The organism is Streptomyces sp. NPDC001781 (assembly GCF_053596035.1).
In genome coordinates, this window is the sequence record NZ_JBSFFI010000005.1 from 81,164 (window position 1) to 102,440 (window position 21,277).

Annotated in this window: 22 protein-coding genes, 1 pseudogene and 1 riboswitch; of the genes and pseudogenes, 12 read left to right on the forward strand and 11 right to left on the reverse strand. The window is 73.7% G+C overall.

Going from position 1 to position 21,277, the window contains the following annotated elements; all coding sequences use genetic code 11:
* Window positions 1-113 precede the first annotated feature (113 nt).
* A complete protein-coding gene (locus ACWCV3_RS06350) occupies window positions 114-170 on the reverse strand; it encodes a trp operon leader peptide (RefSeq protein WP_401007001.1) in 57 nt (18 codons plus the stop codon).
* A 122-nt stretch (window positions 171-292) separates the two neighbouring features.
* On the opposite strand from ACWCV3_RS06350, the gene ACWCV3_RS06355 reads away from it, so the two are divergent.
* Both ACWCV3_RS06355 and ACWCV3_RS06360 read left to right on the forward strand, forming a co-directional pair.
* Window positions 293-1,648, forward strand: coding sequence for a class II 3-deoxy-7-phosphoheptulonate synthase (locus ACWCV3_RS06355; protein ID WP_451219197.1), 1,356 nt, complete (start codon window positions 293-295; stop codon window positions 1,646-1,648).
* Window positions 1,649-1,802: 154 nt separating this feature from the next.
* On the forward strand, window positions 1,803-2,054 hold the full coding sequence (locus ACWCV3_RS06360) for a (2Fe-2S)-binding protein (RefSeq protein ID WP_451219200.1): 252 nt from the start codon (window positions 1,803-1,805) through the stop codon (window positions 2,052-2,054).
* Window positions 2,055-2,073: 19 nt separating this feature from the next.
* Here ACWCV3_RS06360 and bfr read toward each other — a convergent pair whose 3' ends face one another.
* Complete coding sequence (bfr, locus tag ACWCV3_RS06365; protein ID WP_451219202.1) at window positions 2,074-2,562, reverse strand: bacterioferritin; 489 nt, start codon at window positions 2,560-2,562, stop codon at window positions 2,074-2,076.
* Between the two features lie 153 nt (window positions 2,563-2,715).
* On the opposite strand from bfr, the gene ACWCV3_RS06370 reads away from it, so the two are divergent.
* A complete protein-coding gene (locus tag ACWCV3_RS06370; RefSeq protein WP_451219205.1) occupies window positions 2,716-3,348 on the forward strand; it encodes a sulfite oxidase-like oxidoreductase in 633 nt (210 codons plus the stop codon).
* On the opposite strand, the gene ACWCV3_RS06375 is transcribed toward ACWCV3_RS06370, so the two are convergent.
* The 5 genes and pseudogenes from ACWCV3_RS06375 to thiO form a co-directional block, all read right to left on the reverse strand.
* Window positions 3,312-4,259, reverse strand: coding sequence for a deoxyribonuclease IV (locus tag ACWCV3_RS06375; protein WP_451219208.1), 948 nt, complete (start codon window positions 4,257-4,259; stop codon window positions 3,312-3,314). The genes ACWCV3_RS06370 and ACWCV3_RS06375 overlap by 37 nt on opposite strands.
* A 57-nt stretch (window positions 4,260-4,316) precedes the next feature.
* Window positions 4,317-6,254: a Stk1 family PASTA domain-containing Ser/Thr kinase gene (gene pknB, locus ACWCV3_RS06380; protein WP_451219211.1), complete on the reverse strand. Its 1,938-nt coding sequence runs from the start codon at window positions 6,252-6,254 to the stop codon at window positions 4,317-4,319.
* 91 nt (window positions 6,255-6,345) lie between these two features.
* A pseudogene (locus ACWCV3_RS06385) lies at window positions 6,346-7,137 on the reverse strand (thiazole synthase); the annotation flags it as partial.
* Window positions 7,138-7,139: 2 nt separating this feature from the next.
* Complete coding sequence (gene thiS / locus ACWCV3_RS06390; protein ID WP_451219214.1) at window positions 7,140-7,340, reverse strand: sulfur carrier protein ThiS; 201 nt, start codon at window positions 7,338-7,340, stop codon at window positions 7,140-7,142.
* A complete protein-coding gene (gene thiO / locus ACWCV3_RS06395) occupies window positions 7,337-8,521 on the reverse strand; it encodes a glycine oxidase ThiO (protein WP_451219216.1) in 1,185 nt (394 codons plus the stop codon). Before thiO ends, thiS begins: the two co-directional genes overlap by 4 nt.
* Window positions 8,518-8,630: riboswitch (TPP riboswitch) on the reverse strand. It overlaps the preceding gene by 4 nt.
* 53 nt (window positions 8,631-8,683) lie before the next feature.
* Here thiO and ACWCV3_RS06400 point away from each other — a divergent pair.
* The 6 genes from ACWCV3_RS06400 (at window position 8,684) to ACWCV3_RS06425 (ending at window position 13,495) form a co-directional block, all read left to right on the forward strand.
* The gene (locus ACWCV3_RS06400; protein WP_451219219.1) at window positions 8,684-9,034 is read left to right on the forward strand and encodes a hypothetical protein; all 351 of its coding nucleotides are present in this window, start codon (window positions 8,684-8,686) and stop codon (window positions 9,032-9,034) included.
* Window positions 9,035-9,117: 83 nt separating this feature from the next.
* Window positions 9,118-10,305, forward strand: coding sequence for an NAD(P)/FAD-dependent oxidoreductase (locus ACWCV3_RS06405; protein WP_451219668.1), 1,188 nt, complete (start codon window positions 9,118-9,120; stop codon window positions 10,303-10,305).
* Between the two features lie 66 nt (window positions 10,306-10,371).
* Window positions 10,372-10,737 carry an Rv2175c family DNA-binding protein gene (locus ACWCV3_RS06410; RefSeq protein ID WP_161201646.1) on the forward strand — a complete coding sequence of 122 codons (366 nt, stop codon included), beginning with the start codon at window positions 10,372-10,374 and terminating at the stop codon, window positions 10,735-10,737.
* Window positions 10,738-10,846: 109 nt separating this feature from the next.
* Window positions 10,847-11,494: a thiamine phosphate synthase gene (gene thiE, locus ACWCV3_RS06415; RefSeq protein ID WP_451219223.1), complete on the forward strand. Its 648-nt coding sequence runs from the start codon at window positions 10,847-10,849 to the stop codon at window positions 11,492-11,494.
* 97 nt (window positions 11,495-11,591) lie between these two features.
* The gene (gene metF, locus ACWCV3_RS06420) at window positions 11,592-12,515 is read left to right on the forward strand and encodes a methylenetetrahydrofolate reductase [NAD(P)H] (RefSeq protein ID WP_451219226.1); all 924 of its coding nucleotides are present in this window, start codon (window positions 11,592-11,594) and stop codon (window positions 12,513-12,515) included.
* Window positions 12,516-12,571: 56 nt separating this feature from the next.
* The gene (locus ACWCV3_RS06425; RefSeq protein ID WP_451219229.1) at window positions 12,572-13,495 is read left to right on the forward strand and encodes an SCO2102 family sporulation regulator; all 924 of its coding nucleotides are present in this window, start codon (window positions 12,572-12,574) and stop codon (window positions 13,493-13,495) included.
* Between the two features lie 7 nt (window positions 13,496-13,502).
* Here the strand turns inward: ACWCV3_RS06425 and ACWCV3_RS06430 are convergent, their stop codons facing one another.
* The 4 genes from ACWCV3_RS06430 to ACWCV3_RS06445 all read right to left on the reverse strand — a co-directional run bounded on the left by ACWCV3_RS06430 (window position 13,503) and on the right by ACWCV3_RS06445 (window position 18,898).
* Window positions 13,503-14,993 carry a phytoene desaturase family protein gene (locus ACWCV3_RS06430; protein ID WP_451219232.1) on the reverse strand — a complete coding sequence of 497 codons (1,491 nt, stop codon included), beginning with the start codon at window positions 14,991-14,993 and terminating at the stop codon, window positions 13,503-13,505.
* Between the two features lie 362 nt (window positions 14,994-15,355).
* Window positions 15,356-15,982: a TetR/AcrR family transcriptional regulator gene (locus ACWCV3_RS06435; RefSeq protein WP_451219235.1), complete on the reverse strand. Its 627-nt coding sequence runs from the start codon at window positions 15,980-15,982 to the stop codon at window positions 15,356-15,358.
* 56 nt (window positions 15,983-16,038) lie between these two features.
* On the reverse strand, window positions 16,039-18,123 hold the full coding sequence (locus tag ACWCV3_RS06440; protein ID WP_451219238.1) for a YhgE/Pip family protein: 2,085 nt from the start codon (window positions 18,121-18,123) through the stop codon (window positions 16,039-16,041).
* Window positions 18,095-18,898, reverse strand: coding sequence for an ATP-binding cassette domain-containing protein (locus tag ACWCV3_RS06445; RefSeq protein WP_451219241.1), 804 nt, complete (start codon window positions 18,896-18,898; stop codon window positions 18,095-18,097). The genes ACWCV3_RS06440 and ACWCV3_RS06445 overlap by 29 nt, the downstream gene beginning before the upstream one ends.
* 197 nt (window positions 18,899-19,095) lie before the next feature.
* Here ACWCV3_RS06445 and ACWCV3_RS06450 point away from each other — a divergent pair, with 197 nt between their 5' ends.
* The 3 genes from ACWCV3_RS06450 to ACWCV3_RS06460 all read left to right on the forward strand — a co-directional run bounded on the left by ACWCV3_RS06450 (window position 19,096) and on the right by ACWCV3_RS06460 (window position 21,240).
* Window positions 19,096-19,599 carry an SAV_6107 family HEPN domain-containing protein gene (locus tag ACWCV3_RS06450; RefSeq protein ID WP_451219244.1) on the forward strand — a complete coding sequence of 168 codons (504 nt, stop codon included), beginning with the start codon at window positions 19,096-19,098 and terminating at the stop codon, window positions 19,597-19,599.
* Between the two features lie 189 nt (window positions 19,600-19,788).
* A complete protein-coding gene (locus tag ACWCV3_RS06455; RefSeq protein WP_451219247.1) occupies window positions 19,789-20,577 on the forward strand; it encodes a methyltransferase in 789 nt (262 codons plus the stop codon).
* Window positions 20,578-20,853: 276 nt separating this feature from the next.
* Window positions 20,854-21,240 carry a DUF3040 domain-containing protein gene (locus ACWCV3_RS06460; protein WP_451219250.1) on the forward strand — a complete coding sequence of 129 codons (387 nt, stop codon included), beginning with the start codon at window positions 20,854-20,856 and terminating at the stop codon, window positions 21,238-21,240.
* Window positions 21,241-21,277: the final 37 nt, after the last annotated feature.

Sequence of the window (21,277 nt, forward strand, 5' to 3'; positions counted from 1 at the left end):
GTCGGGCGGTCCAAAAGCGGGGACGACGGACGCCGTTCGTGGAGCGGACCCCGGAAAACACCGAAGGCCGCCCCCCGGGCGGCCTTCGCGTAGGTCTCGGTGCTGCGCGCGAATCAGTGGGCCGCCGAAAGAGCGGTCCACCACCAGTTCTGGATCTGCTGCGCGAACATGGCGCCGACCCTACCGCACCGGTCCGTCCCGGCGGAGGCAGGGGCGTCCACGGAGCAGTCACCCCGTCTCACCCTTCGAGCGAGGCGGGGACCACCGGTTGCGACCCCGTAATGTGGGGAGGGTGACCGTGAACGCTGATTCCCGAGCCGTGGCCGCCGAGGCGACCTGGCGAGACCTGCCCGCGGCGCAGCAGCCCGAATACCCGGATACCGAGGCTCTGCGCGAAGTGATCGCGGAGCTGTCGACCTATCCGCCCCTCGTCTTCGCGGGCGAGTGCGACCAGTTGCGCGCCCGGCTCGCCGCCGTCGCCAAGGGTGAGGCGTTCCTGCTCCAGGGCGGCGACTGCGCCGAGTCCTTCGACGCGGTGAGTGCCGAGCACATCCGGGCCAAGGTCAAGACGATCCTCCAGATGGGCGCCGTGCTGACGTACGCCGCGTCCGTCCCGGTGGTCAAGGTCGGGCGGATCGCGGGCCAGTACTCCAAGCCGCGCTCCAAGCCCACCGAGACCCGCGACGGCGTGACCCTGCCGGTGTACCGGGGCGACTCCGTCAACGGCTTCGACTTCACCGAGAAGAGCCGCTACCCGGACCCCGAGCGGCTGAAGCGGATGTACCACGCCTCCGCCTCCACGCTGAACCTGGTCCGCGCCTTCACCACCGGCGGCTACGCCGACCTGCGCCAGGTGCACGCCTGGAACCAGGACTTCGTGAGGTCCTCGCCCTCCGGCCAGCGCTACGAGCAGCTCGCCCGCGAGATCGACCAGGCGCTGAACTTCATGCGGGCCTGCGGCGCGGAGCCGGAGGAGTTCAAGACCGTCGAGTTCTACTCCTCGCACGAGGCGCTGCTGCTGGACTACGAGTCCGCGCTGACCCGCGTCGACTCCCGCACCGGCAAGCTGTACGACGTCTCCGGGCACATGGTGTGGATCGGCGAGCGCACCCGGCAGATGGACGGCGCGCACATCGAGTTCGCGTCCAAGATCCGCAACCCGATCGGCATCAAGCTGGGCCCGACCACCACGGCCGAGGACGCGCTGCGCTACATCGACCGCCTCGACCCCGACCGCGAGCCGGGCCGGCTGACGTTCATCGTCCGCATGGGCGCCGACAAGATCCGCGACCGGCTGCCCGAGCTGGTGGAGAAGGTCACGGCGTCCGGCGCCACGGTGGCCTGGGTGACCGACCCGATGCACGGCAACACCTTCGAGGCGGCCTCCGGGCACAAGACCCGCCGCTTCGACGACGTGCTGGACGAGGTCAAGGGCTTCTTCGAGGTCCACAAGGGCCTGGGCACCCACCCAGGCGGCATCCACGTGGAGCTGACCGGTGACGACGTCACCGAGTGCGTGGGCGGCGGCGACGAGATCTTCGTCGACGACCTCCACCAGCGCTACGAGACGGCCTGCGACCCCCGGCTGAACCGCAGCCAGTCGCTGGACCTCGCCTTCCTGGTCGCGGAGATGTACCGGGACCAGTGAGGTCGCCTCGCCGCGGAGCGTGAAGTAGGGCGCGGATCACACGCGATCCGCGCCCTTCCCCTTCCCCGGCCCCCGCTCACTGGGTTAGGTTAGGTTTGCCTCACCGAGATCCGGCGACGGCGCTACACGGCGGTTTCGTCGGGAGGTGGACCTGGTGTTCGTCTGCAGTTGCTTCGGCGTCACCGAGCAGCAGGTCAAGCGGCACGCCGAGAACGGCGCCTGCACCCCGCGCCAGATCGCCTCCGCCTGCAAGGCCGGCACCGACTGCGGCGGCTGTGTCCGTCGCATCCAGGCCCTTCTCGGCCGGGGCGCGTGCCCGCGCCGCGAGCAGATCGCCGAGCGCCCGCCGGTGCTCGTCACCGCCACCGCCGAGGCGCCCGTACGCCGCCTCGGTGACGCCGCCTGACCCCGCCCGGCCCTTGGGTTCAGCCCGCGTCCGGCTGGACCTGCTCGATCACCGTGGACAGGTAGAGCGGCTCGCCCAGCTTCTCGATCAGGTCGAGCTGGGTGTCGAGGTAGTCGATGTGCAGTTCCTCGTCGGCGAGGATCGCCTCGAAGACGTTGGCCGAGGTGATGTCGCCCTTCGCGCGCATGATCTCCACGCCCCGGCGCAGCCGGTCGATGGCCTCGACCTCGATCTGCCGGTCCGCCCGGAACATCTCCGTCACCGTCTGGCCGACCGAGACGTGGAACAGCCGCTGGTAGTTGGGCAGGCCGTCCAGCATCAGGATGCGGTCGGTCAGGGTCTCCGCGTGCCGCATCTCGTCGAAGGACTCGGCCCTGGTGTACCGGGCGAGCTTGGTCCACCCCTTGTGGTCCTGGAGCTTGGCGTGCAGGAAGTACTGGTTGATCGCGGTCAGCTCGGCGGTGAGCTGTTCGTTGAGCAGCTCGATGACCTCGGGGTCGCCTGACATCGCAGTGGGCTCCTTCCGGACATTCCTGGCAGATTCTGCCGCATGATTCCACCGGCGCCCCGAGCCGTCCAGTAAGCGCACACTTAGTGGTTTATGCCCGAAATGTTCCTGCACTGGTCCGGTACACCCCGCCGGGTCTGTCAGGATGGAGGCATGGGGCATCCGGTGGAACGCGCGTCTGGGACGGGGGCAGCGGCAGATCTTCCGCCGGGGCAGCGGCACCAGCGCGGCTGGCCGGTCACGCACTACGGGCCCGTGCCCAAGTTCCGCCCCGAGCGCTGGGACTTCCGGGTCTTCGGCGCCACCGCCGACGGCGACAAGCGGTCCTGGACCCACGAGGAGTTCACCGCCCTGCCGTACGCCACCGTCGTGGCGGACCTGCACTGCGTGACGAAGTTCAGCATGCTCGGCGCCGAGTGGGGCGGGGTGCCCGCCCGCGCGATCCTCGACCTGGTCCCGCCGGCGCCGGAGGTCACCCACGTGATGGTCTGGGCGGAGTACGGCTTCAGCGCCAACCTCCGGCTGGCCGACTTCGCCGACGACCGGGCCATCTTCGCCATCCACAAGGACGGCGAACTCCTCACCGCCGAGCACGGCTTCCCGGCCCGCCTGGTCGTCCCGCACCTGTACGCCTGGAAGGGCCCGAAGTGGGTCCGGGGCGTGGAGTACATGACCGCCGACCGCCGGGGCTTCTGGGAACAGCGCGGATACCACAACGTGGGCGACCCCTGGAAGGAACAGCGCTACTCCTACCAGGAGGAGCCGGGCGACGGTCCGGAGCTCTGAGCCAGGTCCCGGCCGTCCCGGAGGCGCTTGAGCCGGGCCACGTCCGCCGCGTGGCCCTCCTTGCCGCCGGGGGTCTCGATGACCAGCGGGACGCCCGCCGTGGCCGGGTGCGCCATCAGGGCGCGGAACGGCTCCTCGCCGATGTGCCCGGAGCCGATGTTCTCGTGGCGGTCCTTGTGCGCGCCGGCCACGTCCTTGGAGTCGTTGGCGTGGATCAGCTTCAGCCGTCCCTCGCCCACGGTCTCCACCAGCAGATCGAGGGTCTGCCGCATGCCGTCCGGACCGGTCAGGTCGTGCCCGGCGGCGTAGACGTGGCAGGTGTCCAGGCAGACGCCGAGCCTCGGGTGGGCGTCCAGCGCCTCGAAGTACGGGCCGAAGTCCCAGGTCCGCGAGCACAGCGAGGAACCCTGCCCGGCCGTCGACTCCAGCAGCAGGAACGGGTCGTCGTCGTGGGTCAGCTCCTCCAGCAGCGGCAGCAGACGCTCGCGCACCTGCTTCAGGGCCACCTCGCGAGGACGCCCGCCGGTCGCGCTGCCGGTGTGCACCACCACGCCGAGCGCCCCGATGTCCCGCCCGCGCCGCAGCGAGTGCCGCAGCGACTCCACCGAGCGCTCCACCGTCGCCTCGGTGTGCGAGCCGAAGTTGATCAGATAGGGCGCGTGCACGTACGCCGGTACCGACTCCGCCGCGCAGGCCGCCCGGAACGCCTCGTCCTGGGCCGGGTCGCCGGCCGGGGTGGCCCAGCCGCGCGGGTTGGCGACGAAGACCTGCACGGTCTCCGCCCCCAGCTCACGGGCGTACCCGAGCCCCGTGGAGTGCAGCCCGCCGGCCACCGGCACATGCGAGCCGACGGGGTTGCGGAGGGCACCGGGGACGGTGAGGGGAGCTGCGGGGGACGGCTGGACTGTCACCCGTTCAGGGTGTCACGCCGTCCCGTCCGCCCGGACCGGCGGCCGCGGTGAGACCGGTCACCGGATGGTGATCGTGATCTCCGAGCCCTTGGGCGCCTCGTCGCCGCCCGCCACCGACTGCTTCTTCACGGTGTCGCCGAACAGCCCCAGCAGCCCGCGGTCCTCGCGCACCTCGAACCCGGCCGCCTCCAGCTTCCGGTGGGCGTCGTCCACGTTCGACCCGGTCACGTCCGGCACCCTCACCATCTCCGGGCCCTTGGACAGCGTCAGCGTCACCGTGTCGCCCTCGGCGCCCTGAGCACCCGGCTCCGGCGACTGGGCGGCGACCTGGCCCCTGTCGTAGTCGGAGTTGACGCGCTCGGCGGCGATCCGCACCTTCAGCCCGGCGTCGGTCAGGTCCTGCCGCGCGCTCTCCGCGTCCTCCCCGCCGACGTCCGGGATGTCGACGGGGGCGCCCTTGCTCACGACCAGCGCGATCGCCGAACCGGCGTGCCGCTCGGTGCCCGCCTCCGGCGTCGTACGGATCACCGAGCCCCGGCCGGCCTCGTCGCTGAACTCGCGGGTGACCATGCCGGGCTCCAGCCCGGCCGCCTTCAGCCGCTCCCGCGCCCGCTGCAGCGACTGTCCCGCCACCCTGGGCACCGCGACGGTACGCGGGCCCAGCGAGACCGTGAGCCCCACCGGACCGTGGCCCCGGACACGCGAGCCGGCCGACGGGTCGGTGCTGATGACCGTGCCCCGGTCCACCGTGTCGCTGTAGGCGCGCTTCACGCCGCCCACCTCCAGACCGGCCGCCCGCAGCCGCTGCTCGGCCTGTTCCTGGGTGCGCGACAGCACCGGCGGCACCTTGGTGAACTGGCCCGAGTTGATGTACCAGACACCGCCGCCTACGCCGAGGACCACCAGCACGGCCGCCAGCAGGGTCAGCAGCCCGCGCCGGGGCCGCCGCGAGCGTCCCGCGCCGCGCCGGGCGGTCGGCGGCTCGATGTCGGAGGTGTGCAGCACGCTGGTGACGTCGCGGACCGCCTCGTCGTCCCCGTCGACCGGGAGCGGCCGGACCGTCATGGCGCGCGGCAGCACGCTCGTCCGGTCGCCCGCGTTGTCGTGGACGCCGGAGCGGGCCTGCGGGGGCAGCGCGTCGAGCTGCTCCTCGGTGAGCGCGCCGCGCACCCTCAGCACCTCGCCCAGCAGCGCGGCCGCGTCCGCCGGGCGCAGCGCCGGGACGCGGGAGGTGGCCGCCGCCACCAGCCCGTCCAGCTCGGGGGCCAGACCCGGCGCCAGCGCCGAGGGCGGGGGCACGTCGTCGTTCAGGTGCTTGTAGATGACCTGGGCGGGGGAGTCGCCGGAGTGCGGCTTGGCGCCGGTCAGCATCTCGTAGAGCACGACACCCGAGGCGTACACGTCCACGCGCGGGTCGGCGGCGCCCTGCTCGATCTGCTCCGGGGCCAGGTAGGAGACGGTGCCGAGAACCGCGCCGGTGGTGCTGGTGACCGTGTCCACCGAGCGCACCAGACCGAAGTCGGCGACCTTGACCCGGCCGTCGTCCCCGATCAGCACGTTCTCCGGCTTCATGTCCCGGTGCACGAACCCGGCCCGGTGCGCCGCGCCCAGCGCGGCGAGCACCGGCTCCACGATGTCCAGCGCCGCCCTCGGCCGCAGCGCACCCCGCTCGCGCAGCACGTCGCGCAGGGTGCACCCGGCGACGTACTCCATCGCCAGGTAGACGTAACCCCCGTCGGTGCCCTGGTCGAAGACCTGCACCACGTTGGGGTGGGACAGCCGTGCCACCGACTTGGCCTCGCGGATGAACCGGTCCACGAAGGCGCCGTCGGCGGCCAGCGCCGGATGCATCACCTTGAGCGCCAGGACCCGGTCCAGCCGGATGTCCAGGGCCCGGTACACGGTCGCCATCCCGCCGACGGCGATCCGCGCCTCGACGCGATAGCGGCCGTCGAGCACCTGGCCGAGGAGGGGGTCGGAGAGGGTCGTATCCACGCGGGCGAGTCTACGAGGGGTGCGCTGCGGTGGCTCCCGCTGAGCCGTCCGGGTGAGCGGCTGCAGCAGAGCTGTGACCGTTCGGCGAGGTGAACGCCGGCCGCTCGGGGTCGAGGTCGGCCCGCCCCCCGCCGGGCGAGGACGCCCGCGCGAAACGGCGGCGGGGGATGCGTCCCGCCCGGTGCGCCAGGTATCCGGCGCGCACGGCGTGCCGCATGGCGGAGGCCATCGTCTCGGGGTCCTGGGCGCGGGTGACGGCCGAGGCGAGCATCACACCGGCGCACCCCAGCTCCATCGCCAGCGCCACGTCGGAGGCCGTACCGGCCCCGGCGTCCAGGATCACCGGCACGTGGGACTGCTCCGTGATCAGCTCGAAGTTGTGCGGGTTGCGGATGCCGAGCCCGGAGCCGATCGGGGAGCCCAGCGGCATCACGGCCGCGCACCCCACGTCCTGGAGCCTGCGGGCGAGCACCGGGTCGTCGTTGGTGTACGGCAGCACGGTGAAGCCGTCGTCGACCAGCGTCTCGGCCGCCTCCAGCGTCTCCACCGGGTCCGGCAGCAGGGTGCGCTCGTCGGCCACCACCTCCAGCTTCACCAGGCCGGTGCCGAGCGCCTCGCGGGCCAGCCGGGCGGTCAGCACCGCCTCCCCGGCGGTGAAGCAGCCCGCGGTGTTGGGCAGCACGCGGATGCCGAGCCTCTCCAGCACCGAGAGCACGGAGCCGTGCGCGCCCGGGTCGACCCGGCGCATCGCCACCGTGGTCAGCCCGGTGCCGGACGCGATCAGCGAGCGCTCCAGCACGTCCAGGCTGGGGGCGCCGCCGGTGCCCATGATCAGCCGGGAGTCCAGGGACAGGTCACCGAGGACCAGCGGATCGTCGGTCACGGTCAGCCTCCCTGCACGGCGGTGAGGACCTCGACCCGGTCGCCCTCGGCGAGGCCGGTCTCGGCCCACCGGGTGCGTGGGACCACGGTCTCGTTGACGGCGGCGGCCACCCCCGAGGACGCCGGGGTGAGGCCGCGTACGACGGCGTCCAGGGCGGTGCCGGGCGCCACCTCGCGGTGCTCGCCGTTGACGGAGATGTTCATGCGGAGGTCTCCAGAGTGCGGGAGGGGGCGGCGAAGCGGCGCGGCGAGAACGGGCGGGCCACCTCGGGCAGGCCCGCGCCGCACAGCACGTCGGCCATGACGTCCCCGGTGACGGGCGTGAGCAGCACGCCGTTGCGGAAGTGCCCGGTGGCCAGCAGCAGGCCGTCCAGGCCGGACGGGCCGAGCAGCGGGGCGTTGTCGGGGGAACCGGGGCGCAGCCCCGCCAGGGTCTCGGTGAGCGGCAGCTCGGTGATGCCGGGCACCAGCTCGTGGGCGTCCCGCAGCAGCTCGTACACCCCGCCCGCGGTGACCGTGGTGTCGTATCCCAGCTCCTCACTGGTCGCGCCGACCACCAGCTCGCCGTTCTCGCGCGGGACCAGGTACACCGGGCCGCCGCGCACCACGGCCCGCACGGTACGGCTGAGGAAAGGACGGTACCGGGGCGGCACGGTCAGCCGCAGCACCTGCCCCTTCACCGGGCGCACCGGCGGTACGAACGCCTCGGGCACCCCCTCCAGCCGCCCGCTGAGGCAGCCGCCCGCCAGCACCACCTGACCGGCGGCCAGGGAGGTGCCGTCCGCCGCGGTGATCCCGGTGGCCCGGTCCCCGGCGGTGTCGAGCCGCGCGGCCCGGGTGCGGTGGAAGGCCACCCCGGCCCGCTCGCAGGCGGTCAGCAGCGCGGCCGCCAGCCGCCGGGGGTCTATCCGGTGGTCGCCGTCGGCCCGCAGCCCGCCGCGCACACCGGGCGCCAGCATCGGTTCCAGCCGCCGGCACTCCCGCCCGGACAGCCACTGCGAGTCCAGCCCGCAGCGGAGCTGGAGGTCGTGCACCTCGCGGAGCTGGGCGCGGTCGTCGGTGTCGAAGGCGACGGCCAGCGTGCCCGAGCGGCGGTAGCCGAGGTCGTGGCCGGTCGCCTCGGACAGCTCGGCGGCGAACGCGGGATAGCGGCGGGCGGAGGCCAGGTTGAGGGCGAGTAGCCCCTCCTCGCCGTGGTGCAGCTCCGTGACCGCGGCCAGCATGCCGGCCGCGACCCGCGCGGCCCCGCCGCCTGGACCGGGGTCCACGACGGCGGCGCTCAGCCCCCGCCCGGCCGCGCGCCAGGCGGTGACCAGGCCGATGATCCCGCCTCCGACGACGAGGACGTCCGGGGCACCGGATCGTTCGGACGTACGTGACGGCATGGGCGTCTCGCCCCTCCCTTCGCCGGCATGACCCGGATCAGGTTCGTACGGTCGGAGGCCGCCAGCCTCCCTCTCAGCCCGGTGCGTCCGGGCTCCCGCGAGTGCAGTTACGGTTGGCCAGCCTAGCCGCCCGCCCAGCTCACCCGTAAGGGAGCCTCGCCCATGCCCCGCTCGCTCGACGGACTCACCCTCGCCCCCGTGGCCGACCAGGCGCCCGGCCAGGTGGGCACCGGCACCCGGTTCGCCTACCACGAGCACGACGGGCGGATCTGGGCCGAGTACGCGGGCGGCGACATCGCGCGCGGCCACCTCGTGGGCACCCGCGCCGGGGACCGGCTCGACTTCCGCTACGTGCAGCTCCGGCAGGACGGCACCACCGCCTCCGGGCACTGCGTCTCCACCGTGGTCGTACTGCCCGACGGCCGAATCCGGCTGGAGGAGGAGTGGGAGTGGGAATCCGGGCCGGGCGCGGGCACCAGCGTGGTGGAAGAGGTCGGTGCCGCCGCGCACTGACCGACGGTGAGCCGGACGACAGCCCCTAAGGTGGCGACGTGAACGAGCAGAGATCTTCGGCGGTCCAGTCACAGGAGCGGCGCGTGGTCGTCGTCGGGGCGGGCATGGCCGGGGTGCAGACCGCCGTCGCCCTGCGCGAACAGGGCTGCGCCGGTCCCGTCACCCTGATCGGCGCCGAGCCGCACCAGCCGTACGACCGGCCCCCGCTGTCCAAGGCCGTCCTGCTGGGCACCGCCGACGGCTCCGCCTTCGACGTGGACTTCGACTCGCTCGGCATCGACCTCCGGCTCGGCTGCGAGGCACTCGGCGTCCGCCCCGCCGACCACGAACTGGACACCGCCGCCGGACCCGTCCCGTACGACGTGCTGGTCCTCGCCACCGGCGCCGAACCCGTCCGGCTGCCCGGCACGGACCAGGCGCCCGGCGTACACCTGCTGCGCACCCTGGACGACGCCGAGCGGCTGCGCCCGGTACTGGCCGCACAGCACGACGTGGTGGTCGTCGGCGCGGGCTGGATCGGCGCCGAGTTCGCCACCGCCGCCCGGGAGGCGGGCTGCGCGGTGACCGTCGTCGAGGCCGCCGACCGCCCACTGGCGGGCGCCCTGCCCGCCGACGTCGCCGCCCCGATGACCACCTGGTACGCCGACGCCGGCGTCACCCTGCGCACCGGCGCCCGGGTGGCGGCCGTCGAGCCCGGCGCGGTCGTCCTGGACGACGGCACCCGCCTGCCCGCCGGCGCCGTCGTGGTCGGCGTCGGCGCCCACCCCGCCACCGGCTGGCTGGCCGGTTCCGGCATCGCCCTCGGCCCCCACGGCGACGTACTGGCCGACGACCGGCTGCGCACCTCGGCCGAGGACGTGTACGCGGTCGGCGACTGCACCTCCTTCCCCTCGGCCCGCTACGCCGAGCGGCTCCTCGTCCACCACTGGGACAACGCCCTCCAGGGCCCCCGCAGGGTCGCCGCCGACATCCTGGGCGAGGAGGCGGCGCCCTACGACCCGGTGCCGTACTTCTGGTCCGAGCAGTTCGGGCGGTTCGTGCAGTACGCGGGCCACCACGCGGCCGCCGACCGCACCGTGTGGCGCGGCGACCCGGCCGATCCCGCCTGGACCGTGTGCTGGCTGCGCGGAGGCCGCCTGGTGGCCCTGCTGGCGGTGGGCCGCCCCCGCGACCTGGCGCAGGGCCGACGGCTGATCGAGGCGGGCCGGCAGATGGACGCCGACGCCCTGAGGGACCCCGCGCTCCCGCTGAAGCAGGCCGTCGCGGGATAGGCCGTGCGCCCGCGCGCGGAGTGGCCCGACTACCGGCTGTCGGTGGGGGATGGCAGGCTAGACGTCGTGACCGAGATTGACACCAAGACCGACGCTCTTGTCCCCGCCTGGCTCACCCTCCCCGACATCGCCGAAAAGCTCGACGTCGAGGTGACGCGTGTACGGCAGCTGGTCAAGGAGGGCCAGCTCATCGCCGTACGCCGCGGCGAGAACCGCGCGCTGCACGTCCCCGCCGCGTTCATCGACGAGGACAAGGTCGTCAAGGGCCTCACCGGCACCCTGACGCTCCTGCGGGACAACGGTTTCACGGTCGAAGAGATGATCGAGTGGCTCTTCACCCCGGACCCCTCCCTGCCCGGCACCCCCGCGCAGGCCCTCAGTGAGAACCGCGGCACGGAGGTGAAGCGCCGGGCCCAGGCGCTGGCCGTCTGACCCACCGCGCCCCGACCCCGCCGAGGGCGGCGCCCGCCGGGTGCCGCCCTCGGCGGGTGCCGCCCGCCCGCAGCACGACCCGCACACCGAACACCGGGGGACCCACCGCATGCCCGACACCGCCCGCGCCCGCCTCGCCGACGCCCGGCTCTACCTCTGCACGGACGCCCGCAGGGAGCAGGGCGACCTCGCCGAGTTCCTGGACGCGGTCCTGGCCGGTGGTGTCGACGTCGTCCAGCTGCGCGACAAGGGCATGGAGGCCGCCGAGGAGCTGGCCCACCTGGAGGTGTTCGCCGACGCCTGCGCCCGGCACGGCAAGCTGCTCGCGGTCAACGACCGGGCCGACGTGGCCCACGCCGCCGGGGCCGACGTGCTCCACCTCGGCCAGGGCGACCTGCCGGTGCCCGCGGCCCGCGCGATCCTCGGCGACCGGGTCCTGACCGGCCGCTCCACCCACTCCGAGGCGGAGGCCGCCGCGGCCGCCGTGCAGGACGGCGTGGACTACTTCTGCACCGGCCCCTGCTGGCCCACCCCCACCAAGCCCGGCCGCCACGCCCCCGGCCTCGGCCTGGTCCGGTACACCGCGGGCCTGGGGACCGAGCGCCCCTGGTTCGCCATCGGCGGCATCGACCGGACCAACCTGGACGAGGTACTCGACGCGGGCGCCCGCCGGGTGGTCGTGGTCCGCGCGATCACGGCCGCGGACGATCCGGGCGCCGCGGCGGCCGAGTTCGCCGGGCGGCTGCGGGAGATCTGAGCGCCGACCGTCCCAAGGGATGGACGAAGACCCGGCAATTCGGCCAAATCGCCGCTGCCCGGTTGGGCCACCGGCCGCCCGTGGCTAACCTGCGGGTATGGCCCTCGGAACCGCATCCACCAGGACTGATCGCGCCCGGACCGTCCGGGACATCCTCGCCACCGGCAGGACGGCGTACTCCTTCGAGTTCTACGCGCCGAAGACCCCGCAGGGCGAGCGCAACCTGTGGAACGCGCTGCGCAGGGTCGAGGCCGTCGCGCCCGACTTCGTCTCCGTCACCTACGGCGCGGGCGGCACCACCCGTGCCACCACGGTCAAGGAGACCCAGCAGATCGTCGTCGACACGACGCTCACCCCGGTCGCCCACCTCACCGCCGTCGACCACTCCGTGGCCGAACTCCGCAACATCATCGGCCAGTACGCGGACGCCGGGATCCGCAACATGCTCGCCGTGCGCGGCGACCCGCCCGGCGACCCTATGGGCGACTGGGTCGCGCACCCCGAGGGGCTGACCTACGCGGCCGAACTGGTGCGCCTCATCAAGGAGTCGGGGGACTTCTGCGTAGGCGTCGCCGCCTTCCCGGAGATGCACCCCCGCTCCGACGACTGGGACACCGACGTCGCCCACTTCGTGGACAAGTGCCGCGCGGGCGCCGACTACGCCGTCACGCAGATGTTCTTCCAGCCCGAGTCCTACCTCCGGCTGCGCGACCGGGTCGCCGCCGCGGGTTGCGAAACCCCCGTCATTCCGGAGATCCTTCCGGTCACCAGCGTGAAGATGCTGGAACGGCTGCCGAAGCTGAGCAACGCGCTGTTCCCGCCCGAACTGAAAGAGCGCATCCTCTCGGCGAAGGACGACCCGGCGGCGGTACGCTCCCTGGGGATCGACTTCGCCACGGAGTTCTGTGCCCGGCTGCTCGACGAAGGAGTGCCCGGACTGCACTTCATCACGCTGAACAACTCCACGGCGACGCTGGAAATCTACGAGAACCTGGGCCTGCACCACCCCCCGCGGGCCTAGACCGGCCGCACCGCGATGAGACACACTGCGTAACGGTCACTGGGAGAGGGGCGTACATGGGCTGGACGGTCCTCTACATCGCGTTCGGCGTCGTCGCGCTGTGGTTGCTGGGCGAAGTGCTGCTGCAGTACAAGGCGCGGCTGCGCTGGCGGCTGCTCGCCTTCACCGGGTTCCTCGGTGTGGTGGTCGGCGTGCTGATGCCGTCGGTCGTCGTGATCGCCCTGGGTGCGATCGCGTTCGCCGTCGGGCAGACCTACGTCACGCTGTCGTTCCGCAAGGGCTTCGCGGCGGGCTGGGCCGTCAAGCGCCCCGACGACGAGGAGGCGGGCCCGGTCACCCGGCGTCGCCGCAACCGCGCCGAGCACCAGGACCCGGTCCTCGGCGCACCCGGCCCGGACGAGTCCGCCGACTTCGCCCAGGACCACCCCGGCCCGGAGCCCGCCGCCTACGGCACCGACGGCTACGACCACGACGACGCCTACGACCGCGACGACGTGTTCACCCCGGCCCGGCCGGACCAGACCGCCGCCGAGACCACCGCGGTCTACGAGCCCCAGCCCATGCCCGACGACACCGGCAGCTACGGCGTCTACGGCGACGGCACCCCGGCCCGGCCCCAGCCCGAGCAGACCGGCCAGGCGTACGCCTACGACTACTCGGGCTACGACCAGCAGGGCTACGCCCACAGCGGCTACGACACCGGCGCCCAGCAGACGTACCCCGGCTACACCGACCCGTACGGTCACGGCTACGCGAACGGCTACGACAACTCCGGCTACGCGCAGCAGGGTTACGCCCCGCAGGACTACGGCCAGGACGCCTACGGCGGCCAGGGCGAGACCCCGGCGGGCGGTGTGTGGGTGCCGCAGCAGCGCACCGACGAGAACCAGCACGGCGAACTCCCGCCGGAGCAGCAGTACCCCTACCAGGGCCAGACCCAGCAGCAGAACACCGGCTACGACGAGCAGTACCGCTACTGAGCGCCGCTCACGTCGAGCCGCGGAACTCCGGCCCCTCCACGACGAGTCCGGCCACCATCGCCCCCGACATCCCCGCGTGCGGCAGCCCGCCGCCGGGATGGGACCAGCCGCCCACCCGGTACAGACCGGGCAGACGCGTGGAGTTGGCGGGGTGCAGGAAACCGCCGTCGCCCGCCGCCAGTGAGGGGGCCGGGACCGCGCCGTGACGGGCACCGGTCTCGGCGGAGTTGTGGTCCGGCGTGCGGATCTCGTGCCAGAGCAGGCGGTCGCGCAGGGCCGGGACCGCCTTGGCGGCCGCGTCGAGCAGGACCTCCGCGTGGCCCGCGTCCGCTTCCAGGCCGGCGGGCAGGGTCGCCCACACCACCGCCGACTCGTGGCCGGCGTCCGGACGCAGCGCCGGGTCGTCGGGGCGCAGCACGGTGACCGTGGGGACGGGGAAGGGATCGCAGCCCGGGTTCGCCAGGAAGTCCAGTTCGGTCTCCGCGTCCGGGGCGTGCACGACCGTACGGTGCGCGGCCCCCGCCTCGCGGGCGCCCCTCAGCGCCAGCAGCAGGGTGAGCCGGGCGGCGCCGCGCCCACCGGGGCGCACATCGCCGGAGCCGTCCAGTGGGCGGTCCGTCAGGCGGCCCAGCAGCGCCGGGTCCACGTCGGCCACCACGTGGTCGGCGCCGGCCACCGTGCCGTCGGACAGCTCGACGCCCGCCGCACGGCCGTCCTTCACCGTGATCCCGGTGACCTCGGCGCCGAACACGAACTCCACCCGGAGCCGCACACAGCGCTCGTACACCGCGCGGGCCAGCTCGCGGATGCCGCCGCGTACGTACCAGGTGCCGAAGGCGTGCTCCAGGTAGGGCAGGACGGCCGCGCTCGCCGGGGTGGTGCGCGGTTCGAGGCCGTGGGCGAGGGCGTGGCCGGTCAGCAGGGCCGTGAGGCGGTCGTCGCGCAGTTCCCGGTCGGCGACCTCGGCGAGGGTGGTGGCCCGGCGGGTGCGCAGCAGCCGCTTGTGCGGGACGGCCGGGTAGGGCTCGCGCTCGGCCAGCACCTGCCAGTTGGGCCACAGCGGCTCCTCCAGCAGAGGGCGCCGGGTGCGGTCCCACGCCTCGCGGGCCCGCACCAGGAAGTCGCCCCAGCGCTGCCCCACTCCGGCGCCCAGCGCCTCGTCCAGCGCGGAGACGACACCGGCGCGCGAGGCGTTGGGCACGGCGACCTCGGTGCCGTCGGCGAAGAGGTGGCGGGAGGAGGGGTCGACCTGGACCAGCTCGACCAGGTCCTCCAGCGGCTCCTTGCCGGTCTTCAGGAACAGGTCCCGCCAGACCGCGGGCAGCGGCAGCAGACCGGGTCCGGTGTCGAAGGCGAACCCGTCCCGCTCGAAGCGGCGCACCGCCCCGCCGTACGTGTCCGTCCGCTCGTACACCGTCACCCGGTGGCCCGCGACGGCCAGCCGGGCGGCCGCCGCCAGCGCGCCCATCCCGGCGCCGATCACCGCAATCCGTGCCATGACCGCGACTTTACCGACCACCGCGGACAGAGTTCCTCCGGGCCCGAACGCGGGGGTCTGAGTACCCGTACCTAGACGTACGGATGAGTAGCCGCGCGGATGGGCAGGGAACCGGCCGGACGGCAGAGTGGGGACACGGCCAGGGGGCGCGGCCCGGCACCGCCGACACGGGGCGGCGGAACGGGCCCGCCCGCCGGCCGTTCCGTCCGCCGATCCGTCGGTGGAAGCGGGACACGGGGCCGTGGCCGTCGGCCACGGGGACCGCGGTGGGAACCGCACGGGGGAGAGCGAGGGCGCCGGACCGGCACGAAGCGGTCCGGCGCCCTTCGCGCCATCCCGGGGCAGTGTGCCCGGGGCCCTGGTCAGCCCCCGCTGACCCGCCCCTGCAGCAGCCGGGACAGCGCGCGGTGCACGTCGTCCAGCGACCGCTCCGCCTGGAACGCCTTCCAGTCCAGCGCTGCCACCAGCACCATCCCGACCAGCGCGGCCGCGGTCAGCGGTACGTCGATCTCCTCGCTGAACTCGCCGGCCGCCACGCCCTCGCGCAGCACCTCCTCGACCACGGCCACGGCCTGCTGGCGCACCACCGAAAGGGTCGACTGCCAGGCCCGGTTGGTGCGCCACAGCTCGGCCACGTAGAGCTGGGTGAAGGCCGGGTAGCGGTCGATGAAGACCAGGCCCGCCCGGACCATCGCGTCCAGCGCGTCCACCCCGCCGCCGCCCTCGCGGGCGGTGCGCTCGGCGGCCTCCCGCAGCGAGGCGGTGAGCAGGCCGACGCCGTGCCGCAGCAGCTCCTCGAAGAGCACCGACTTGCTGGCGAAGTTGTAGTAGACGGTGCCCTTCGCCACCCCGGCGCGCTCGGCGATCTCGTCCACCGTGGTCGCGGAGAACCCCTGCTCGGCGATGAGGGTGACGGCCGCCTCGTAGAGCTTCTGCCGGGTGGCCTCACGGCGCGTGCCGCCGGCGGGCCGGACACTGGTGCTTTCCATGGACCCGATTCTCACAGGTGCGCCGGGCCGCCGGGCCCACTCCGCCGCTCCCACGCTCACAGGCTCAGCTCCGGGTGCAGCCGCTGGAGCGTCCACACCTGGCGGCGCCGGGCGGTGAGCGCGGTCAGCGCCAGAACGCCGGCGGTGAACGCCGTCAGCACCACGCACGCCTGCCACACCGGGCCGAGCCCGCCGCCGGTGATCAGCCTGCGGAGCGCGGAGACCACGTAACTCATCGGAAGGAGCGGGTGGACGGCGTTGAAGAAGCCCGGACTGGTCTGCACCGGGTAGGTGCCGCCCGCCGACGTGAGCTGGAGCATCAGCAGCGCGAGCACCAGGATGCGGCCGGCCGCGCCGAAGCGGGCGTTGAGCCACTGCACGATCGCCGTGAAGCACGCCGTGACCAGGAACAGGAACAGGGTCGTCCCGGCCGCCCGGGCCATCTCCAGACCGATGCCGAAGTGCAGTACGGACAGCAGCGCCGCCGTCTGGAGCACGCCCACCGCCAGCACCGGCAGCCAGCCCGCCAGCGCGATCCGCCAGGACGGGGCGCCGGCCGCCAGGGCCCGCCGGTTGAGCGGCGGGATCAGCATGTAGGCGACCATCGCGCCGACCCACAGCGACAGCGGGATGAAGTACGGGGCGAAGCCGGTGCCGTAGTTGGGCGCGTGGTGCAGGTCGGCGGAGGAGAGCCGGACCGGGTCGGCCATCACGCCGGTGCGCTTGTCGCGGGTGTGCTCGTCGTAGTCGGGGATCTTCCCGGCGCCCTCGTGCAGGCCGTCCGCCAGCCGCTCGGAGCCCCCCACCAGCTTGTACAGGCCGCTGTCCAGGGCCTTGGCGCCCGACTCGGCGGTGCCGACGCCCCGGTGGAGGTCGTCCGCGCCGGACCGGGCGGCGCCGAGACCGGTGTGCAGCTTCCTCGCCCCGGCGGCGACGGCGTTCGCGCCCGAATTCAGCTTGTCGATCCGGGCGACCGCGTCGGCGACGTCCCGGTGCAGGTGCGGGGCGCGCTCGGCGAGTGCGTCGGCCTGCGCGCGCAGAGCGGTCAGGTTCTTCCGCATGGTCGTCAGATCACCGCCCTGCGCGGCGACGACCCTGTTCAGGTCGTCCGCCACGGCCGCCACGTCGTCCGCCGCCTTCTGGGCCTTCGCCAGGTCCGGGCAGGCCGGGTCGGGCACGGGCGGTGTCTCGCAACGGGTCCTGTGCACCTGGTCCAGCGCGGCGGCGGAGGCGTGGGCCGTCTTCGCGGCACCGGGGGCGAGCCGGACCAGGGTGTCGAGGTTGTCCTGCACGGCGCGGGCCGAGTCGGAGACCAGGCGGGCGGTGGCGCCGATCGTCCTCCCGTTCCTCTGGAGGAAGGGGCCGGCCTTCGCGTACGCCCCGTCGACCTCGGCCGCCAGAGTCCGGGTGCCGGCCGCGACCTGCCGGGAGCCGTCCTCCAGGTCGCCCGCGCCCTTGTCGAGCCGGGTGAGGCCCTTGGCGAGCCTGCCGCTGCCGCTGTCGGCATCCTTGAGCCCGTCCGCCAGCTTCCGGGCGCCCTTCTCCGCCTTGTCCAGGCCGTTCCTCAGCTTGTCGGCGCCCTCGGCGGCGGTCTCGGTCCTGTCGTGCAGGGTGGAGAAGTCGATGAAGATCCGGTCCAGGAAGGTCCGGGAGGTCTTGGTGGACGCTGCCGAGCGGACCTCGGCGAACACGGTCCGCGAGATCTGGCCGACGATGTAGTTGTTCGCGTCGTTGGTGCGCACCTGGAGCGCGCCGGTCTCGGGGGAGTCACCCGAACTGGAGGCGATACGGCGGCTGAAGTCGGCCGGGAGGGTCAGTGAGAGGTAGTAGGTGCCGTCCTCCGTACCCCGGCGGGCCTCGGCGGCGTCGACCTCGTGCCACTCGAAGGTGCGCCGCTCGCGCAGGCCCTCGACGATGTCGGCACCGGCGTGGATCCTCTTCCCGTCAACTGTCGCGCCCTGGTCCTCGTCGACGAGGGCGACGGGGACGCGGTCCAGGCGGCCGTACGGGTTCCAGAACGACCACAGGTACAGGGCGCCGTAGAGCAGGGGCAGCACCAGCAGCGCGACCAGCGCGGCGCGGGGCAGCCGGCCCCGGCCGAACCGGCGCAGCTCAAGCGCGGCCAGCTTCGGTGAGCGCATCGGGGGCCTCCTCTCGGGGCGCGTCCTCGGCGGGGCCGGTTCCCTTGGTTCCCTCGGTGCCGCCGGCGTCCCTCACGGGGTCGGCCCCGGCAGGCACCGTGGAGACACCGACGCAGCCCTCAGGGGCGTTGCGGCACACGGCCAGTACGGTCGTCCCCGCGTCGGCCAGGGAGCGCAACAGCTCCCACACCTCGGCGCGTTCGCTCTCCGAGAGCCTCAGCTCCACGTCGTCCACCGCCAGCAGCCGGGGCCTGCCGATCAGCGCCAGCGCCACCGACAGCCGCAGCTCCTCCAGCCGTTCCAGATCCCGTACGGCCGTGCGCGAGCCCTTCGGAAGCGCGTCCATGTCGAGTCCGGCGGCGGCCAGGGCCGCGTCCGCGCGCAGCCGGGCCTCGTGGGCGCGCTGCGGGCGGGGGTGCAGCGCCTCCCGCAGCGAGTCGCCGAACCGGCGCTGCAGCAGGGCCCGTTCACGCAGGTGCTCGCCCACGGTCAGCGCGGGCTCCAGGTCGGTCACCCCGGCGACGTTGGCCACCGCGCTGAGCCGGCGCACCGCCCCCATCCGCCGGGGGAGCGCCAGGCCGCCCACGGCCGCTTCGCCCTCGCTTGGCTTCATCCGCCCCGTGAGCGCCAGCAGCAGGCACGTACGGCCGGAGCCGGACGGTCCCTCCACAGCGATCAGCGAACCCGGTCCTGCCTCGAAGCCGATGCCCCTGAAGGCCCACCCCCGCGGACCCTTGAGCCCGAACCCCCCGGCCGTGACGTCCACGCCGTGCACAAGCCCCCGCCTCTCCCCGCTACCACTTTTGAACTGACTGGTCAGTTCAAAAGTATGCCCGAACAGGCGTGCGCGACAAAGCCCGGCCACCCCACACGTGTTCCCCGATACCCCCGATTCCAGCCCCAGTTGGGGTGAAACCGCAGGTCGGAACGGATTGTCAGTGGCATACCGCACGATGTGGGCATACGGCATCCATGCCGTCACCGGACGACAGGAGGTTCGTCATGACCAGCCCGTCAGCGGCCACCGCCGCGAGCGACGTCCACCCCGTGCCCCGCCGGTCCACGGCCCCGCCCGCCGCCGTCGCCCTGCTCGGCCAGGCGCACACGACGCTGGACGAGGCCGCCGCCATGGAGACCCCGAACGAGCGGTACGCCCTGGCCCACCTCGCCGCCCTCCGCGCTGCCGCCGCCGTCCTCGCCGTCCGGGAGCGCCCCGAGGCCACCCCGCGCCGCCGGGCCCGCATCCGTCCCGCCTGGGAGGTGCTGCCCGAGCTGGCGCCGGAGCTGGCCGAGTGGAGCGCCCTCTTCGCCTCCGGCGCCGACCGCCGCGCCCGCGCCGAGGCCGGCATCGAGGGTGCGGCCGGCCCCCGTGACGCGGACGAGCTGATACGCGACGCGGGCATGTTCCTCCGCCTGATCGAGCGGATGCTCGCCCTCCAGCCGGTGCTGCCCCGGACGAGCCCGGAGACCGTCTGACCCGGCGTTCTCGTCCGGTGGGCGAGACGCGGACCACCGCACCCGGCCGGGGTGACCGGGTGCGGCGGGCGAGGCCATAGGGTGGAGGCGCCTTACGTCTCCACCTGCCGCGCACCTCCCCGTGACCGGCCGGGGAGCCCCCATCGCGCCGCCGGGCAACGGGCGGCGCCGTGCCGAGGAGCAACAGCCGTGCCGGACCCGACGCGCCCCCGCGCCTCTCTCCGTACCGCCGTGGTGTGGGACGTCCTCCGGGACGCCCTCGACCGCCGGGTCAAGGCCACGGGGCGGGACTCGCTGGACGTGCTCGACACCGGCGGCGGCAGCGGCAACTTCGCCGTGCCCGTCGCCCGGCTCGGCCACCGGGTCACCGTCGTCGACCCGAGCCCCAACGCGCTCTTCGCCCTGGAACGCCGGGCCGCCGAGGCGGGGGTGGCCGAGCGGGTCCGTGGCGTCCAGGGCGACGCCCACGGCCTCTTCGACGTGGTCGAGCGCGGCGGCTACGACGTGGTGCTCTGCCACGGCGTGCTCGAGTACGTGGACGACCCCGCCGAGGGCGTCGGCAACGCGGTGGCCGCGCTGCGCCCCGAGGGCGTGCTCAGCCTGCTCGCGGCCGGCCTCGGCGGTGCCGTGCTGGCCCGCGCTCTCGCCGGGCACTTCACCGAGGCCCGCCAGGCCCTCGCCGACCCGGACGGCCGCTGGGGCGAGGGCGACCCGGTGCCGCACCGCTTCACCCCCGCACAGCTCACCGCCCTGGTCGAGGGCGCGGGCCTGCGGGTCGGCGCGGTGCACGGCGTACGCGTCTTCGCCGACCTCGTGCCCGGCGTCCTGGTGGACACCGAGCCGGGCGCGCTGGACGCCCTGCTGCGACTGGAGGCCGCCGTGGCGGAGCTGCCCGCCTTCCACTCCGTGGCCACCCAGGTCCATGTGCTCGGCGAGACGGGCGGGACACAAGCGCCCGCCGAGGGCACCCAGGATTGAGCCCGCCCCATGGGACACGGCCCTGATCAGGGGCGCGGCGGCGGATGGAGTACGCCACAAGCCCCCCGATCGAGGGGTTTGCGCCGTATGATCGAGGTACACCGACCGGCATGACGGGTCGGCCGCCGGGGAATGACAGCCTCAGCGAGCCGGGACGCCCTGACGGACCGGTTGGCCAGTTGGCGCAGAGGGGCGGGTTTCACGGGGGCGATTCCCTGCCTATCCTGAAAGGACCCCCCAGAGTCGCCCCGGCGACTGCACGATGAGGAGGACTCCGTGCCGCTCTCGGAGCACGAGCAGCGCATGCTCGAGCAGATGGAGCGAGCGCTGTACGCCGAAGATCCCAAGTTCGCGTCGGCGCTTGAGGGAAACGGGCTGCGGACCTACACCCGGCGCCGCGTCTATCAGGCGGTCGCGGGCTTCCTCGTCGGTATCGCGCTGCTCATGGCCGGTATGGTCGCCCAGTTGATCTGGATCAGTGTCGTCGGCTTCCTCGTGATGCTCGGCTGTGCCGTGCTCGCCGTCACCGGGTGGCGCAAGGCACCCAAGCCGGGTGAACAGCCGGGGGGCCGTACCAAACCCCGCCCGGTCCGGCGGAAACGTACCGTCATGGAACGCATCGAGGACCGCTGGCAGCGCCGCCGGGACGAACAGGGCCACTGAGCCGCCCGCGGACTTTGAAGCCTCGTACGAAGGGGTG